Annotated in this window: 12 protein-coding genes and 2 pseudogenes; 11 read left to right on the top strand and 3 right to left on the bottom strand. The window is 68.7% G+C overall.

The window, feature by feature from the left end; genetic code table 11:
• The first annotated feature begins 76 nt into the window (after positions 1-76).
• The 5 genes from L0P92_RS23880 to L0P92_RS23860 are packed head-to-tail and all read left to right on the top strand — an operon-like array spanning position 77 to position 5,623.
• Positions 77-1,183, top strand: coding sequence for an ABC transporter substrate-binding protein (locus L0P92_RS23880; RefSeq protein ID WP_234764902.1), 1,107 nt, complete (start codon positions 77-79; stop codon positions 1,181-1,183).
• Positions 1,176-2,315: an ABC transporter ATP-binding protein gene (locus L0P92_RS23875; protein WP_234764901.1), complete on the top strand. Its 1,140-nt coding sequence runs from the start codon at positions 1,176-1,178 to the stop codon at positions 2,313-2,315. Before L0P92_RS23880 ends, L0P92_RS23875 begins: the two co-directional genes overlap by 8 nt.
• Positions 2,316-2,318: 3 nt before the next feature.
• A complete protein-coding gene (locus tag L0P92_RS23870) occupies positions 2,319-3,212 on the top strand; it encodes an ABC transporter permease (protein ID WP_234764900.1) in 894 nt (297 codons plus the stop codon).
• Positions 3,212-4,078, top strand: coding sequence for an ABC transporter permease (locus L0P92_RS23865; RefSeq protein WP_234764899.1), 867 nt, complete (start codon positions 3,212-3,214; stop codon positions 4,076-4,078). Before L0P92_RS23870 ends, L0P92_RS23865 begins: the two co-directional genes overlap by 1 nt.
• A 60-nt stretch (positions 4,079-4,138) precedes the next feature.
• Complete coding sequence (locus tag L0P92_RS23860; protein WP_234764897.1) at positions 4,139-5,623, top strand: NAD-dependent succinate-semialdehyde dehydrogenase; 1,485 nt, start codon at positions 4,139-4,141, stop codon at positions 5,621-5,623.
• Positions 5,624-5,849: 226 nt separating this feature from the next.
• On the opposite strand, the gene L0P92_RS23855 is transcribed toward L0P92_RS23860, so the two are convergent.
• From L0P92_RS23855 to L0P92_RS23845, 3 genes are all read right to left on the bottom strand, one after another.
• A complete protein-coding gene (locus tag L0P92_RS23855; protein WP_234764896.1) occupies positions 5,850-6,008 on the bottom strand; it encodes a hypothetical protein in 159 nt (52 codons plus the stop codon).
• Positions 6,009-6,278: 270 nt separating this feature from the next.
• On the bottom strand, positions 6,279-7,358 hold the full coding sequence (locus L0P92_RS23850; protein ID WP_234764895.1) for a phosphotransferase: 1,080 nt from the start codon (positions 7,356-7,358) through the stop codon (positions 6,279-6,281).
• Between the two features lie 23 nt (positions 7,359-7,381).
• A complete protein-coding gene (locus tag L0P92_RS23845; RefSeq protein ID WP_234764894.1) occupies positions 7,382-8,731 on the bottom strand; it encodes an aspartate aminotransferase family protein in 1,350 nt (449 codons plus the stop codon).
• Positions 8,732-8,892: 161 nt separating this feature from the next.
• On the opposite strand from L0P92_RS23845, the gene L0P92_RS23840 reads away from it, so the two are divergent.
• The 6 genes and pseudogenes from L0P92_RS23840 to L0P92_RS23810 all read left to right on the top strand — a co-directional run bounded on the left by L0P92_RS23840 (position 8,893) and on the right by L0P92_RS23810 (position 16,274).
• Positions 8,893-10,062, top strand: coding sequence for an ROK family transcriptional regulator (locus L0P92_RS23840; RefSeq protein WP_234764893.1), 1,170 nt, complete (start codon positions 8,893-8,895; stop codon positions 10,060-10,062).
• A 272-nt stretch (positions 10,063-10,334) separates the two neighbouring features.
• Positions 10,335-10,868, top strand: a pseudogene (locus L0P92_RS45755) (M14 family metallopeptidase); the annotation flags it as partial.
• 638 nt (positions 10,869-11,506) lie between these two features.
• A pseudogene (locus tag L0P92_RS23830) lies at positions 11,507-11,736 on the top strand (polyamine ABC transporter ATP-binding protein); the annotation flags it as partial.
• 227 nt (positions 11,737-11,963) lie between these two features.
• Positions 11,964-12,371, top strand: coding sequence for an Lrp/AsnC family transcriptional regulator (locus L0P92_RS23820; RefSeq protein ID WP_234764891.1), 408 nt, complete (start codon positions 11,964-11,966; stop codon positions 12,369-12,371).
• A 525-nt stretch (positions 12,372-12,896) separates the two neighbouring features.
• Positions 12,897-14,420, top strand: a complete 1,524-nt coding sequence (locus L0P92_RS23815) for an ABC transporter substrate-binding protein (protein ID WP_234764890.1) — start codon at positions 12,897-12,899, stop codon at positions 14,418-14,420.
• Between the two features lie 6 nt (positions 14,421-14,426).
• Entirely contained in the window at positions 14,427-16,274 is a 1,848-nt protein-coding gene (locus L0P92_RS23810) for an ABC transporter permease subunit (protein ID WP_234764888.1), read from the top strand.
• Positions 16,275-16,366: the final 92 nt, after the last annotated feature.

Here is a 16,366-nt window from a genome sequence, read left to right as displayed (position 1 = left end):
CCCCTTCCAGCCGCCCCCCATTCCACGTCCCCAGCCGCTCCCCTTCTCACGGCCAGTACCACCCAGGAGGCACACGATGAAAGATGCCCGAATAGACCGCAGACTGTTCCTGCGAGGAATAGGCGGGGTCACTGCGGGTGTCGCCGCCGCGACCGCCCTCTCCGCCTGCGGTACCGGCACCAGCCGGTCCGGCGCCGGAAGTGGCGGCAAGGGCGGCAAGACGGTGGTCGTCCGTGACAGTGGCGGTTCCTATGGTGCGGCTCTGCAGAAGGCGATCTATACGCCGTTCACGCAGGAGACCGGCATCCAGGTGAAGGTGCTGAACCTGGACGACGCCCCGCTGCTGGCCCAGATCAAGCAGGGCCGCCCGCAGTGCGACCTCATCAACAACTCGATGATGTCGCACAACAAATACGTCAAGCAGGACGCCCTGGAGGCGCTGGACCTTGCCCGGGTCAAGAGCGTGAAGAGCGCGAAGATCCCCGAGAACCAGATCACCGACCATGCCGTCGGCAGCAGCTTCTACGGCGCCTGTATGGCGTACCGCACGGACGCCTTCGGCGGAAAGAAGCCCGAGTCGTGGGCGGACTTCTGGGACACCGCAGCGTTCCAGGGCGGCCGTTCGATGTGCAACCCGGACGGTGACCTGCCGGAGCTGGAGTTCGCGCTGCTGGCCGACGGCGTGCCGATGGACAAGTTGTACCCGCTGGATGTGGACCGCGCGTTCAAGGTGCTGACCCGGCTGCGGGGTGACATCAAGAAGTTCTGGGACAGTGGCCCGCTGCCCGGTGTGCTGCTGAGCCGTCAGGAGGTGACGATGTCGACCGTCTGGGACGGCCGGCTCGCCGACCTGGAGAAGCAGGGCGTCCCGGTCACCCGGCAGCTCAACGGCATGCGTCGGCAGTTCCAGGGCTATGCCATCGCCAAGGACGCGGCGAATGTGGATGCCGCCTACAAGCTGATGGACTTCTCGCTGCGGGCCGAGAGCCAGGCCGCCCTGGCCAAGGCGTTCCCGTCGAACCCGTCGTCCCCGCTGGCCTACACGAAGCTCACCAACGAGGAGCGATCCGCGCTGGCGGGTGCGCCGGAGCACTACGACAAGGGTTTCGACACGGACATCGACTGGTGGCTGAAGAACGAATCGGCCGTCACCAAGCGCTGGTTGGAGTGGGCTCGTGGCTGAATTCGGTATCGCGGCACCGTCGGTGAAGGTGGCCGGCTCCAAGTCGGCCACCGCGACCGGCAAGGCGCTGTCGGTGGTAGCCCTGCGCAAGACCTACGGCGACGTCGTCGCCGTCGACGAGGCGTCCATGGAGATCGCCGCGGGGGAGTTCGTCACCTTCCTCGGCTCCTCCGGGTCGGGCAAGACCACAACGCTGATGATGATCGCCGGGTTCTGCGAACCCGACTCCGGCACCATCACCGTCGGCGGCCGTGACGTCACCCGCCTCGCCCCGCAGAAACGCAACCTCGGCTTCGTCTTCCAGCAGTACCTGCTCTTCCCGCACATGACCGTCGCCGAGAACGTCGCCTTCCCCCTCACCCTGCGCGGGGTGGGCAAGGACGAGATCCGCCGCCGGGTCGGCGAGACGCTGGAGATCGCCGGTCTGTCCCGCTTCGGCGGCCGTAAGCCGCGTGAGCTGTCGGGTGGTCAGCAGCAGCGTGTGGCGTTGTGCCGGGCGCTGGTCTACCGCCCGCCGGTCATCCTGATGGACGAGCCCTTGGGCGCGCTGGACAAGAAGCTCCGTGACCAGCTGCAGGTGGAGATCAAGACCATCCAGCAGGAACTCGGCCTGACCGTCATCTATGTGACGCACGATCAGGAAGAGGCGCTGGTCATGTCGGACCGGATCGCGGTGATGCGCAACGGCCTGATCGAGCAGTTCGACACTCCCCGGGAGCTGTTCGAGCGGCCGAAGACGCCGTTCGTGGCGGACTTCCTCGGCGCGGCGAACTTCCTGCCCGGCCGCATCGAGCAGCATGACAGCGAGCACACCCTGGTCCGTCTTACCCAGTCCGGCACTCTGCTGAAGGCGCGCCGTCACGAGCTGGCCTCCGGTACTGAGGTGAAGGTCGCCGTGCAGCCGGGCCGGCTGCGGGCCTGTGGCGCCGATGACGGGTTCTGTACCGGCACGGTCGAGAACGCCACCTACGTCGGCACCCTGGTGCGCGCCGGGGTACGCATCGACGGTGGTGACGGGCCGCTGCTGCGCCTGGAAGTCCCCGCCGGACGCGGGCCCGTGGCCGGTGAGCGGGTCGGGATCAGTGCGGACCCCGAGGACGTCAACCTCTTCCCGACCGAACAGGCGGGGTGAGTCATGGCAGCCACCCTCACCGCCAACGCTCCCGCCCGTCCTCGCAAGCTGCTGGCTTCGCGCCGGACGCGGGTGGGGATCCTGTACGCACTCCCTGTCGTCGTGTATCTGCTGGTGCTGTTTGTCTACCCGATCTTCTCCACGCTGCTGCTGAGCCTGAAGGATGCCGACGGCTCGTTCACGCTGCACTGGTACGCCGACGCCCTGACCGGCGTGAACCTGTCGGTGCTGTTCACCACGCTGCGGATCTCCGCCGAGACGGCGGTGTTGAGCCTGGTGTTCGGGTTCGTCCTGGCCCAGGCGATCACCCGGCTCAAGCCCATCCTGGCGGGCCTGGCGATGCTGGTCGTGGTCGTCCCGCACTTCGTGTCCGCCCTGGTGCGCACGTACGGCTGGATCATCATGCTCGGTGACAAGGGCCTGGTGAACGAGACCCTGACCAGCATGTCGGTCCCCGGGGCGCCGTTCCAGCTGCTCTACAACGAGTTGGGTGTGGTCATCGGCACCACCTCGATGATGCTGCCCTACACGGTGCTGCTCCTGTACGGGGTGATGCGCGGGGTGGACCGCCGCCTGCTCGCGGCCGCATCCAGCATGGGCGCCGGCAAAGTGACCATCTTCCGGCGGATCTATCTGCCGCTGGTCGCCCCGGGTCTGGCCAGTGCCGGGCTGCTCAGCTTCATCCTCTCGCTGGGCTACTACATCACCCCGGCCCTGATGGGCGGACCGAACCAGACCATGATCGCCACCCTCATCAACCAGCAGGTCACCAAGGAAAACCAGTGGAACGGAGCGGCCGCGCAGGGCGTGATCCTGCTGGTCCTCACCCTGGCCGGACTGCTCCTGGTCAAGGTCGTGACCTCGCTGGGCGCCAGCCGTAAGAAGAGGAGCGCGTGATGATGGAACTGCGCAAGACCCTCGCCGGACGCATCGCCCTGACGGCCGTGGCCACCGTGATCCTGCTGTTCCTGGCGCTGCCGATCGTCGTCATCCTCGTCACCTCCTTCAGCAACAACGCCTTCGCCTCCTTCCCCCCGGAGACGTGGACGCTGAACTGGTACAAGGCCCTGTTCGCCGACGGCAGCAAATGGCCCGCCGCCCTGTCCCTGTCCGCCCTGGTCGCCGCCATGAGCACCGTGTTCTCCCTGATCATCGGCGTCACCGCGGCGACCGCCCTGGTCCGCAGTGAACTCCCGCTGCGCTCGGCGGTGTTCGCCCTTGTCCTCGGACCGCTGGTCATCCCCCAGATCGTCACCGCACTCGGCCTGTTCCTCCTCTTCGAGCCGGCCGCGATGCTGGGCAGCCCCATCGCCATCGCACTCGGCCACACGGTGCTGACCTCGCCGATCGCGGTGCTGATCCTGATCGCGACCCTGCGCGGCATCGACGAACGCCTCGAGGATGCCGCGGCGAGCATGGGTGCCGGCCGGCTGACGATCGCCCGGAAGATCACCTTCCCGCTCGCGGCGCCGGGGATGATCGCGGCGGCGATCTTCTCCTTCATCACCAGCTTCGACGAGTTCTACATCTCCCAGTTCCTGTCCTCGGTCGACACCGTCACCCTGCCGGTGCAGGTCTACAACTCGCTGACCTTCGAGATCGACCCCAGTGTGACCGCGGTCAGCGCGATCCTCATCGCCTTCGCGATCCTCGCCCTGGGCCTGGTGGCCCTGGTCCGCTGGCTCGGCTCCGGGCGGCAGGACTCGCTGCTCTCGGTCGAGAACACGGTCGGTGTCGCCAACCCGGGAGGCGAAGCCGTATGACCACCGACCGATCGTGCTCTCTCAACACACCATCCTGCGATCAGCGAAAGAGCCACGCGCATGACTGACACGGTCACCGCTCCCTCGGGGGAGTCGGCAGTCCTCGAATCCGTCCCCCGTGGCTTCCTCGCCCACGAATGGCAACCCGCCACCGGAGGGCGCACCTTCGAGGTGCGCAGCCCCGCTACCGAGGAAGTCATAGCGACCGTCGCCGACTGCGGTGCACAGGACGCGCTCAAAGCACTGGACGCGGCGGCCGCGGCCGCCGACCAGTGGGCCCTCACCAGCCCGCGGGACCGCGCGAGCGTCCTGCACCGGCTCACCGAAGCCCTGATCGAACACCGTGAGCGTCTGGCCCGGATCATCACCCTGGAGGTCGGCAAGACGATCACCGAGGCCCGGGGTGAGGTCGACTACGCCGCAGCTTATTTCCGCTGGTACGCCGAGGAGGCGGTCCGCCCTCACGCACGCAGCACACCCTCCCCGGACGGCAAGAGCCACATCGTCACCGTCGCCGAACCGGTCGGGCCCTGCCTGCTGATCACCCCGTGGAACGTGCCGCTGGCCATGGCTGCCCGTAAGGTCGCCGCCGCCCTCGCTGCGGGCTGCACCGCCGTGCTCAAACCGGCCGAGCTCACCCCGCTGTCCTCCCTGCTACTGGGCGAGCTGGCCCGTGAGGCCGGCGCGCCACCAGGTGTCCTGACCGTGATCACCAGCAGCGACGCGGCAGCGGTTACCACGGCGCTGCTGGCCGACCCCCGGCTGCGCAAGCTGTCCTTCACCGGGTCCACCCCGGTCGGCCGACTGCTGCTGGAGCAGAGTGGTGCGCGGGTGCTGCGCACCTCGATGGAGCTGGGCGGCAACGCGCCGTTCCTGGTCTTCGACGACGCCGACCTCGACCTCGCGGTCCGCGAAGCGATGATCGCGAAGATGCGGCTGGGCGGCCAGTCCTGTGTCGGCGCCAACCGGTTCCTGGTCCAGGAGGGCATCGCCGACGCGTTCGCGGCCGTGCTGGCCGAACGCATGGCCGCCATCCGGGTGGGCTCCCCGGACCGGGAGGACACCGAGCTCGGCCCGCTGGCCGACCACCGTGCGGTGGACAAGGTCCGCCGCCTCGTCGAGGACGCCGTGGCCCGTGGTGCCGTCGTCATCGGCCAGGCGGACACCCCCGACGGTCCGGGCCACTACTCAGCCCCCACCGTGCTGGACCACGTCCCCCCCGACGCCGCGATCATGCACGAGGAGGTCTTCGGACCCGTCGCCGCCATCCACCGCTTCTCCACCGAGGCCGAGGCCATAGCGGTGGCCAACAACACCGAGCACGGCCTCGCGTCGTACGTGATGACGTCCCACATCGACCGCGCCCGCCGGGTCGCCGCCCGTCTGCAGGCCGGCATGGTCGGCATCAATCGCGGGCTGGTCTCCGAGGTCGCGGCACCCTTCGGCGGGGTCAAGCAGTCCGGTCTGGGCCGCGAGGGTGGACCCGAAGGCCTCCGCGAGTACCAGCAGCTCAAGTACCTGTCCATGCCCGGCTTCAACACCTGAGCAAGGCGGACTCCAACGCAGGGCTCGCCGACGTGCCGACAGGGCAACGCAGCGACCGGGATGATGATCCGTTCCGCGACGTCCACTGGCGCCCGGCCAAATCCGCCCCGGGGGGCCAGTCTCCGGCGGCGGCCTTGATACCGCCGGCCTGGCCGCCCGGACGGAACTTCGGGAGGACGGCACTGTGAAGCAGTTCCCGCCGCTGGCACCGCCTCGCATTGCCTGGTCACCGGGACGATCGCTTCGGGGAGAGGGTGCCGCGCGTCAGTTCGCCGGAGGCCGCGAGGCTCAGTGCCTCGTCGGCAGTGACCGTCTCGTCGACCGTGACCACGCTGGTGACCAGAGGGCGGCCGAGGGTGAGGGTGCCGGCCTTGTCGAAGGACACGACGATGACGCGGCCGATGCCTTCCAGGGGGGGCGCCGCATGTCAGCAGCCCAGCAGTTCGGGCAGCTTGGACATGGATGTGCCGGGGCGGCGTCGATCTTCTTGAACGCGTACTCGGTGGACTCCCGCAGCGCCTCGGGCACTTCCCGGAAGGGCCGAACGTCGGGATGAGGGCGACGATGGCGTCACCGTCGGAGTCCTGGTAGCGCAACCTGTGCCGGCGCATGACGTTGGAGGTGTTGAGGAACTCCTGGGTGCCGACGCCGACGTTCAGGGGAGGTCACGACGGCCTTCCCGGAGTTGCGCAATGACGTCGTCCAGGGTTACGGCCATGGCCCGCCCGACGTTGATCCAGTCGTCCTTGGCGTGGCCGAGGAGGTAGTCGCGCCGTTCTGGTACGCGCTCCGCGCGCCAGTTCGTGATCAGCGCGCGCAGCGTGAGTCGTGCCAGCGCGGCAATCGGCAGCAGCGGAAGTTCCCAGTCCTCGACAGGGCGTGCCCGTTCGTAGCCGGCGACGAAGGCGCAGGCATCCAGCCAAGGGTGATCCGGCGCCCGGCCGAGCAGGTTCGCCAGGGAGACAGCAGGGTCGAAGATCACGGCACTGCGCATGGTGTCACCGAAGTCGATGACGCCGGTGACAAAGTCGTCGCTGTGCGGATCCACCACGACGTTGTAAGGGCTGTAGTCGCCGTGGATCACCTGCGTTTCGAGATCATTCAGCCTCGGGACGATGGCTCCGTCGAAAAGCCGGAAGACCTCCTGAGCCAACTGACGGTGCTCGGTATTCGGCGTGTGCTCGACGAGTCCGGTCAGCTGGTGGAAATGCCGAATGTCCCATACCAGCCCTCGTCGGTCCGCAGGGTGCTCAAATGCCTTCAGCGCCACGTCGACTCGTCCCAGCATCTCGCCCACCTTGGCGAGCTGTTCCGCGGTTGGATTCGTTCGTGCCAGGACCGTACCTTCGACGAAGTCGAACACCCGCAGGACTCGAGTTCTGCCGTCGTTCGTTCTGATGGCCACGCGGTCGTCTCCGCCGACGGTCAGCTTCACCCGCTGGACCGGCAATTCCGGAGCAGCGCCTTGGAGAAAACGCATCACGGCGGTCTGTAGAGCGACAACCGTCTCTGCCTCGTCGGGGTGTGAAACCTTCACGAGGTAGTCGCCCGAGTCGGTCCTGAGCCTGAACGTGTCATCCTTCTCCGTCGGCAGTCGCTCGAGACGTCCGCCGACGTGGTAACGCCTCTCAAGGAGGGCGCTCACCAGCATGACGTCGACGGGCTCGTGAGACGATGCCAGGCCGCTCTCCTCGAAGAGCCGTCGAGCGATTTTCATTGACGGGGAGTTGTTCATTGGTCAGTTCCTTGGCCAGCCTGCTACAGACGGTCCTTCGCGACCTCGGAGAAGGTCTCCAGGAATCGGGTCACATCGGCGGAGGTGAAGGCCAGCGGAGGGCGGATCTTCAGAACGTTCGCCGCCTTGCCCGTGCCGCTGATGAGGATCCGACGGTCGCGCATGTCGTTGATGACGTCTTCGGTGCGTGAGCGGTCGGGCTCGAGCGTCTTTGGGTCCTTGACGAGTTCCACACCGACGTAGAGACCGCTGCCGCGCACCTCAGCTACGTAAGGGGAATCCTTCGTGATCTCCTGGAGCCCTGCGCGCAGAGCCGTACCGTTCTCGAGAGCGCGCTGCCGCACGTTCTCGTTCTCGAAGACGTCCAGGACTGCGGCGCCGGCGGCCACAGGGATCGAGCTGCCGGCAAAGGTGTTGAAGTAGCGAACGTTCTGTCCGAACGCTTCGCAGACCTCGGGGCGGAAAACCACACCGGAGATCGGCAATCCGTTGCCCATCGGCTTACCCATGGTGACGATGTCCGGCAGCACAGCGTGCCGGGTGAAGCCCCACATCGAATCCCCGAGCCGGGCGAATCCCGACTGCACCTCGTCAGCGATGTAGACACCGCCGGACGCGTGCACCTCCTCCACCACGGCCTTCATGTAACCGACCGGGTCCGTGAAGATTCCATCGCTGGAGTAGGCGCAGTCGGTGATCAGCGCCGCGAGCCGGTAACCGTGGCGCTCCAGGTCGTCGATCGCGCCGCGCACCTGGTTGCGCATGTGCTCGGCGAGCGTGGATCCGGGCGCGACGAGGCGCGGGTCAGGAGGATCGATGAGCCGGACGTTCGGTCCCAGCGGTGATCCTGTGCCCAGGGTCGGCGAGAAGCTCGCCACCTCACGAGTGAGGCCGTGGTAGGCCCAGCGAGTCACGATGATTCCCTCACCGCCCGTGTGGAACCTCGCCACCCGCACCGCGAGGTCGTTCGCCTCCGACCCGCTGCACGCGAGGCTCAGCTTCGACAGTTCCTCGGGGAAGGTCGCGAGAAGCCGCTCCGCGTAGTCGACCAGCGACTCCTGGACGTAGCGGGTGTTGGTGTTGACTGCCGCCATCTGGCGGGAGACGGCCTCGGCCACGTGCGGGTGGGCGTGCCCGACGCACGGAACGTTGTTGTACGCGTCGAGGTAGTCGTTGCCGTCGCGGTCGATCAGGTGGGCTCCGTGACCGGAGACGAACTCGACCGGCTCCTTGTAGATGAGCGTATAGCCAGGACCGAGCACCTTGTTCCGGCGTCGGATGGTCGCCTGGAGGTGTTCGGGGAGCTCGCTCATGCCGCCCGGGTCGAACCGGTTGGGGTAGTGGGCGAGGGCTCGACTCACCGTCGAAGTCATCGTGGGCGCCCTTTCGGCCTGGTTCCGTCGGAGTTGCTGGCTGCTGTGGCTGAGACCCTACCACTTTTGGTTCCAGTTCCAACCTGAAACAAAAACAGGGCGGGAGTCGCACCAAACCGGGCCCGGCTCGCTCGGCGTATCGGGCTCGCTATGGTCATGAGGTGACCAGCAACCCCACAACGCGCGACTACAACAAGGCCTCGGTCCTTGATGTGGTCCTGACCCGGGCGCCCTTGACGCGGAACGAGCTCATCGAGCTCACCGGCTTGAGCAAGGCCACGGTGTCCCGAGCCGTGGAGGAGCTTCGGGCGGATGGCTTCGTCATCGACGGCGGAGTCGATGAGGTTGTCGGTCGCGGCCGCCGGTCCACCTATCTGGACGTGCCCGGCACGACCGGGCACGTCGTCGGTATCGGCTTCGGAGCGCAGACCACCTGTGTCCTCGTGACCGATTTGAGGGGCCGCGAGGTCCACCACGTGGTGGTTCCCACCGCGGACCACGGCGAGGTCAGGGCCAGCGCCGAGTGGCTGGTCGGCTTGATTGCGAAGGCCAGTGAGTCCGCACAGGGACAACTGCGCCAGGTTGTCGCCGCGGTGCCGGGCCGGGTCCGGGACGGCAAGGAGATCTTCGGCCCGGCGGAGTCGATGAAAATCTTTGCCGGCTCTGATCTTCAGCGAGCCATTGCAGACCTGGTCCATGCTCCCGTGCTCCTCGACAGTGACGCCAACGCGTCCTTGCTCGGGATCCTCACCAACGACGCCACCGTCAGGAACGCCGCACTCTTCAGCCTCAGCACCAACCTGAACTTCGCCAGCTGCGCCGATCGCGAGCTCGCCCGAGGGCGGACGCCTGCCTTCGGGGACATTGGTGTGCTCTCCTCCGGGGTTGACGATGAGATCCTCGATGACCTGCTGAGCACAAGAGGCCTTCTTCGCTTTGCTCGTGGGTGCGGACTCGACCTGGAACGCATCGAAGACCTCTGGCTGGAACCGCATGAGGAGATGCCGCACGCCGAGGTGCTGGAAGCGTTCACCGTGGCAATCGCGACAGCTGTCAACGTCGTCGCTGTGATGCTGGACCCTGAATCGGTCTACTTCGTGGGTCGATTGCGCCCGCTCGTCGAAGAAGTGCTTCCCGAGGTGCGCAGACGACTGGACCAGAGCCTTCCGGCGGTGCCAGAGGTCAAGACGGTGACGCAGGTGATCGGTCTGTCGACGGCACAAGGAGCGGTGTACGCGTGCCTGACCTTGGCTCAGGACCGGCTACGGAACGCCGTGCTCGGGGCGCGTCGGCAGAGCCAACCTGCAGAGCGATCCGCACCAGCCTTCTGACTCGGCCACCAAACGAACCCACGCTTCACGTTGAAGCGAGGTTCTCCCGCTGCACTGGGGGCTGTTCGTGCTGACGACTCTGCCTGTGCCGACCCTGGCCTCTCGGTCCGTCCGCCGCCGTCGGCGGTTCCCTGCAGCCCTACGCCGCCACCCTCCGGTCCCAACTGGCCCCAGTCGTGGGTCTGTAGCGTGAGCCGCTTTCCCGGGAACCAGAAGCAAGGCGGCGCGGAGCGCCCCGTGCGTAGGGAGCGGTCACCGCTTCGCCGTCCGGGATGAAAAGGCACCCGCCATTGCACGAAGACCGGGCAAGGTCACCAGCGAGGCGAGGTCGAAGCACGCGGCTGTCCGCCGACCTCGGCTCCACGACGGTGGAAGTTCCCCTGGTCCTCGTCAACGGCTCCCGTCCCGGCCGCAGGGTCGTGATCACCGGCGGTGTCCACGGCGGCGAGTTCATCGGCGTCGATGCTGCCACCCGCCTGGCCGGGCTGCTGGAACCGGACGATGTCGCCGGCCAGGTGGTGATCTGCCCGGTGGCCAATCCGCCGGCCGTCTACGGGGGCAGGCTCAACATCTCCCCGCTGGACGGCGTCAACATCAACCGCGTCTTCCCCGGCGACAAGGACGGCGGCCCCACCGACCGGATGGCGGCCTGGCTGTTCGAGTACCTGATCGACGGCGCCGACGCCTACGTGGACCTGCACAGCGGCGGCATCGACCAACACCTGCTCGACTTCGTCGGCTACCGCCTGACCGGCGACGCCGAGCTGGACGCGAAGAACAGGGCGTTGGCCCACGCGGTTGGATACGAGCTGGTCATCTTCGGCACCAGCCCGGACGGCGGCAACAGCCACGCCGCGGTCGCCCCGCCCGGCCGGCCCCGGCCGCGGCTTCGCGCTCGGTCGCTGGCACTCCCGGACGAACCGGCAGGGGAAGCCCGCGATCCTCGTCGAGACCGGCCAGCTCGGCGACCGGGACCCCGGCCACCGTACGCAGGCTCCTCGACGGCCTGGACCGGATCCTGCACCACCTCGGCGTCATCGAAGCGTCGGAGCAAGTCAAGCCGGTGACCGTGCAGCCGCGCGACTGGGTCTGGACGGGCGAGGTCGAGTCTCCGGCCGCAGGCCTCTGGTATCCGGACGCGGTCGCCGGTCATCTACAACATGAGCGGGCTGACCGTGCGCCCCGGCACGCACCTCGCCGCCATCGCCACCCCCCACGACTGACGGGCCTCATGCCCGCCCAGCGCAACGCACTCGCCGATGCGCCCAACCAACTACGACAAGGGCTTCAACACGAACATCGACTGGTGGCTGAAGAACGAATCGGCCGTCACCAAGCGCTGGTTGGAGTGGACTCGCGGCTCAACTCGGTGTCGCCACCTCGACAGGCAAAGCGCTGTCCTACGGGGACGCCGTCGCCGTCGACGAGGCGGCCATGGAGATTTTGCGGGGCCCTGGTCCACCGCACGCCGGTCATCCTCATGGATGAACCGCTCGGCGCCCTGGGCAAGAAGCTCCGCGACCAGATCCAGATCCAGATCCAAATCGAGATCGAGATCAAAGGGCATCCAGCAGGAACTCGGCCTGACCGTCAGCTATGTGACACATGACCAGGGAAGAGGCCCTGGTCATGTCCGACCGCATCGCGGTCACGCGCAAAGGCCTGATCGAGCAGGGGGCCTGGGCGGTTGGCGTGGCCGCGTCGCCTCATGGTCTGCGGCACCCCCGCTTGCCGTGGAGGTCTGCAACCTCGACCGATCAGCGAAGGAGATGGTCCGCTGTGGACGCCGTCGACGAGAAGATCATCGCCGAGCTGACCCGCAACGCCCGCATGCCGCACTCGGAGCTGGCCGGCAAGGTGCTGCTGTCTCGCAATGCGGTGCGCCAGCGCGCGTCGAACGGTTGGAGCGCCAGGGCCACATCGCCGGATACACCATCGTCCGCGCGGGCGAGGACACCGGCGATGTCGTCTCGGCGCTGGTCCTCGTCTACCGCCAGGACCGCATGCGCGGCGGAGACGTCCTGGCCGCGCTCAAACGCATCCCCGAGGTCGTCATCTGCGAGATCCTCAGCGGCGACTTCGACATCACGGTGCGTCTGGAGGCGGCCTCGCTGGAACGCGTACGCGTCATCTGGGAGGACATCGCCAAGATGCCCGGCGTACGGGACACGGTCACCTCGCTCACCCTGTCCAGCGTCGTCAACCGCCCGCAAGGAGGGCGGAGTTCTACGGCACCGGGGGGAGCAGCGCCGTTGCCTCGTCCCTGTCCAGCAGCCCGTGCTGGACCACGAAGTTGGCGCCATCGCTGAATCGGGCGATGGCAGCCTCAGATGCGCACGACCTCCTGCTGCCGGCGCTCGGCCGTGAGGACATCGGTGTGTTGGGCGACCGCCCGGCGGTCCTGCCGGTCTGGCAGGCCGGCAGCAGTGCCACGGTCCGTTCGTCGCGCGGGTCGACCGGCGGGTGGAACCTGCGGTCGGCAGGCAGCCCGCAGGTGCGGCCGAAGGCGTTGGGCCGGGGGACCGTGTGCCTCCCGCGAAGCCGGGTTGCGGTGTCCCATGACAGGGCCGTTTCACGAGTGCGCCGCCGACACTCGCCGCATGGGTGGAAGTCGGCTCGCGGGCCAGCCGGAGTGGGGATGGGCCAGGTCACGCCATAGCCGAGCCATCCGGTCGCGGATGGCGTTACCTCGTACACAGCAATCTCATTGGTTGAGAATTCACCTATCGAGGTAGATCAAGTAAGGCTTGCCTTATATGCTGACCGGGCCCTGTCGCCCTCGCCGGCGTGCAGGGCGGCCCCCAGACCTCCCCCTCCGGCATAACAGGACCCCCATGCGTTCGACCTCCCGCGGTCTCCTCTTCGCGCTTGCTCTCACCCCGCTGCTGACCGGCTGTTTCGTGGCCGGCGAAGAGGGATCCGGTTCGGATGCGAACGGCGGGTCGGCCGGGCGGCTGCGAGTCGCTCTCGCGGTGCCGCCCGTGCAGGCGCTGTCGCCCTACAGCAACGACGCCACCGTGCTGAGCAAGCTCTCCGTGGCCGAAGGACTCACCGCCCTGGACCAGAACGGCGCCGCCGCGCCCGCGCTGGCGAAGTCCTGGAAGCAGATCAACCCCACCAGCTGGACCTTCGAGCTGCGCAAGGCCACCTTCCAGGACGGTACGCCGGTCACCGCCGAGTCCGTGGTCGACGCCCTGGACCACGCGAACGCCGCCGAGCCCAAGCCCCGCGTCCTCAGCGATGTCACCCTCACCGCGAAGGCCGACGACGCCGACACCGTCACCATCAGCACCAAGGCCGCCGACCCGGTGCTCCCGCTGCGCCTGGCCAGCCCGGCGCTGGCCGTCCTCGCCGGCAAGGCGTACGGCAAGGACGGCACCGTCAGCCCGATCGGCACCGGGACCGGCCCCTTCGAGATCACGAAGCTCATCGGCAAGTCGAAGGTCGCACTCGACCGTTACGACGGCTACTGGGGCGGCAAGGCCAAGGCGCCCGGCATCGACGTCACCTGGATAGCCGACGGCACCGCCCGCGCCAACGCGCTGCGCGGCGGCGACGTCGACATCGCCGAGTGGATCCCCACCGCCCAGGCGAAGCTGCTGGACGCGAAGACCCGTCACGAGGTGCCGTCCGTACGGACCGACAGCCTCGTCCTCAACACCGGCAGCGGCCTCTTCACCGACCCCGCGCTACGCGCGGCCGCCCGCGAGGCCGTCGACGGTTCGGCGCTCGTCGACTCGGTCTTCGGCGGGTACGCCGATCCCGCGCAGGGCCTGTTCGGGCCCGCCGTGTCCTGGGCGGCCGACCAGCGCGTCCAGGTCACCGGCCGCGCCAAGGCCGCGACACCGACACAGGTCAAGGCCGAGACGAAGGGCGAGACCCTGCGCCTGGCCACGTACACCAACCGCGCCGAACTCCCCGAGGCCGCCACAGTCCTGCAACAGCAGCTGGAGAAGGCCGGGTTCACCGTGAAGCAGGACGTGCGCGAGTACACACAGATGGAGGCCGACCTGCTCGCCGGCAAGTACGACGCGCTCGTCTTCTCCCGGGTGACACTCCTCGACACCGGCGACGCGGTCGCCTACCTGGCCAGCGACTACACGAGCGACGGCGTGTACAACATCGCCGGCCTGAAGGACTCCGAGGTGGACCGGGCCATCAAGTCCGCGGCTGAGGAAGGCGACACGACGAAGCGCCGGCAGAAGATCATGGCCGCCGAGGCGGAGATCCTGCGTACCGACGCCGTGGTGCCGCTGGTCCACGAGAAGGTCGTCCAGGGCATCGCCACCGACGTCGAGGGCGTGCTCCTCGACCCGCGCGAGCGCTCCCTGATCGACGTCGACACCCACCTGAAGTAGCGGCCGATGAGCGTCATGTCGGCCGGCACCGAGGCCCGCCCGTCCCCGTGGCGCGCGGGCCTCGGCCGCCTCGCCGCGGGGACCGCGCTGCTGACGGCCGTCGCCATGCTGCCCTGGCTGTCCGGCAACGACCCCGCACTGACCGTCCTACGCGCCCGTTCCGCCGACCAGGACCCCACGCCCGCCCAGCTGGCCGCCGTTCGGGAGCAACTGGGGCTGGACGAAGGACCGTTCACGCATCTGGCGCACTGGCTCGGCGGGCTGCCGCGGGGCGACGCGGGCACCTCCTGGGTGTCGGGCGAGGCGGTGCTGCCCCAGGTGACGGGTGCCTTCGCGGTCTCCTTCACGCTGATGCTCGGGGCGCTCGTGGTCACGGTCGCGGTCGCCGCACTGGCCAGTGCCCGCACCCTGTACCTCGGCTCCCGGCGACGGCTGCACCGGGGGAGCGGCGCCATCGGGGTCGCCGTCCTCGCCGCACTGCCCAAGTTCCTGCTCGCCTCGCTCCTGGCCACCGTGTGCGGGGTGTGGCTGGGCTGGTTCCCGTCCAGCGGGTGGGCGGGACCGGCGTCGCTGGTGCTGCCCGCGCTCGCCCTCGGTGTCCCGTCCGGGGCGATGATCGGCGGCCTGCTCGACCAGTCGCTGCCCGCCGCCTTCAACGAGCCGTGGGCCCGGACCTGGCACGCCTACGGCTACGCGCCCGGCCGGGTCGCCCAGCATGCGCTGCGGCGCGCGCTCGCCGGGGTGCTGCCGCAACTCCTGCCGACCGTCGTGGCCCTGGTCGGTGGCGCCGTCGCGGTCGAGAAGATCTTCAACATTCCCGGGCTCGGCCGACTCGCCTTGGACGCCGCCATCGCGCAGGACCTGCCGCCCCTGCAGACCGCGACACTCGCCCTCATCCTGCTCGGCGTGGTCGCCGGCCTGCTCATCCAGGCCCTGCGTCGCGCGCTGCTCGGCCCGGCCCTGCGGGACGGGGCCCTGCCCGCGCCGCACGCACCGGCCGCTTCCCGAGGGCGCTTCACCCGCTGGGCCGCCGTGGCCTGCGGCCTCGTCCTGCTCGCGCTGGTCACCGCCGGACTGCTCCGCGATCCGCTCCACGTGGACACGGCGGCCCGACTGCTCCCGCCGTCGGCCGCACACCCGTTGGGTACCGACGCACTCGGCCGCGATCTGCTGGCCCGCCTCGGCCACGGAGCGCTGCGCACGGTGGGCGTGGCCCTCGCGGTGACCGCGGTGTGCACGCTCGCCGGGCTGCTGCTCGGCATGGCGGCACAGGTCGGGGCGGGGCTCACGGAAGTGGTGTCGACGATGCCGGCGGTCCTCGCCGGAATGCTGACCACCGCGGTGACCGGCCCGTCGGCCTCGGGTGCCGCCCTCGCGGTCTGCCTGGTCGGCTGGACCCCGTACGCCGCCCAGGCCGCGGCGCTGCTGGAACAGGAGCGGGCCAGCGGCCACATGCTCGCCTCCGTCTCCTTCGGCGCGGGGCCGGGCTATCTCCTCCGGTACCACCTGCTCCCCGCCGTGCTGCCCGGCGTCCTGCGCAACGCCCTCCTGCGCCTGCCCACCACCGTCCTCGTACTGGCCTCCCTCGGCTTCCTCGGTCTGGGCGAGCAGCCGCCCACCGCGGAGTGGGGCCGCCTGCTGTCGGAGAACCAGCCGTACGTGGAACTGGCGCCCTGGACCGTGCTCGGCCCGGCGTGCGCACTCGTCCTGCTCTCCGTTCTCGCCGTATCCGCCACGGACGCCGTGGCCGGGCGAGGCCCGGCGTCCGTCCGGACGTCCCGCGGGTCCCGTGGGTCCGATGGGAAGACGTTCGGCCGCGACACGATCCCGGTGATCGTCAGTCGCTCCTCGTAGCGCGGGTACCACTTTCGGATGGCCGATGCCGGCCTGTCGGCGGGGGTGCTCCCGCTGGTCGGCGGAGTGAATGCCCCGGCGAGCCCCGGTGA

Origin of the sequence: Streptomyces muensis (genome assembly GCF_021474425.1) — a bacterium.
GTDB classification, from domain to species: domain Bacteria; phylum Actinomycetota; class Actinomycetes; order Streptomycetales; family Streptomycetaceae; genus Streptomyces; species Streptomyces muensis.
Note: the sequence above shows the minus strand (reverse complement) of the source record. Positions and strands in the feature narration are given on the sequence as shown.

Excerpts from the sequence above, each read along its gene's own strand:
- L0P92_RS23850 (WP_234764895.1), bottom strand. The coding sequence starts at position 7,358 with ATGAACAACTCCCCGTCAATGAAAATCGCTCGACGGCTCTTCGAGGAG.
- L0P92_RS23865 (WP_234764899.1), top strand. The coding sequence starts at position 3,212 with ATGATGGAACTGCGCAAGACCCTCGCCGGACGCATCGCCCTGACGGCC.
- L0P92_RS23815 (WP_234764890.1), top strand. The coding sequence starts at position 12,897 with ATGCGTTCGACCTCCCGCGGTCTCCTCTTCGCGCTTGCTCTCACCCCG.
- L0P92_RS23870 (WP_234764900.1), top strand. The coding sequence starts at position 2,319 with ATGGCAGCCACCCTCACCGCCAACGCTCCCGCCCGTCCTCGCAAGCTG.
- L0P92_RS23860 (WP_234764897.1), top strand. The coding sequence starts at position 4,139 with ATGACTGACACGGTCACCGCTCCCTCGGGGGAGTCGGCAGTCCTCGAA.
- L0P92_RS23880 (WP_234764902.1), top strand. The coding sequence starts at position 77 with ATGAAAGATGCCCGAATAGACCGCAGACTGTTCCTGCGAGGAATAGGC.
- L0P92_RS23810 (WP_234764888.1), top strand. The coding sequence starts at position 14,427 with ATGAGCGTCATGTCGGCCGGCACCGAGGCCCGCCCGTCCCCGTGGCGC.
- L0P92_RS23845 (WP_234764894.1), bottom strand. The coding sequence starts at position 8,731 with ATGACTTCGACGGTGAGTCGAGCCCTCGCCCACTACCCCAACCGGTTC.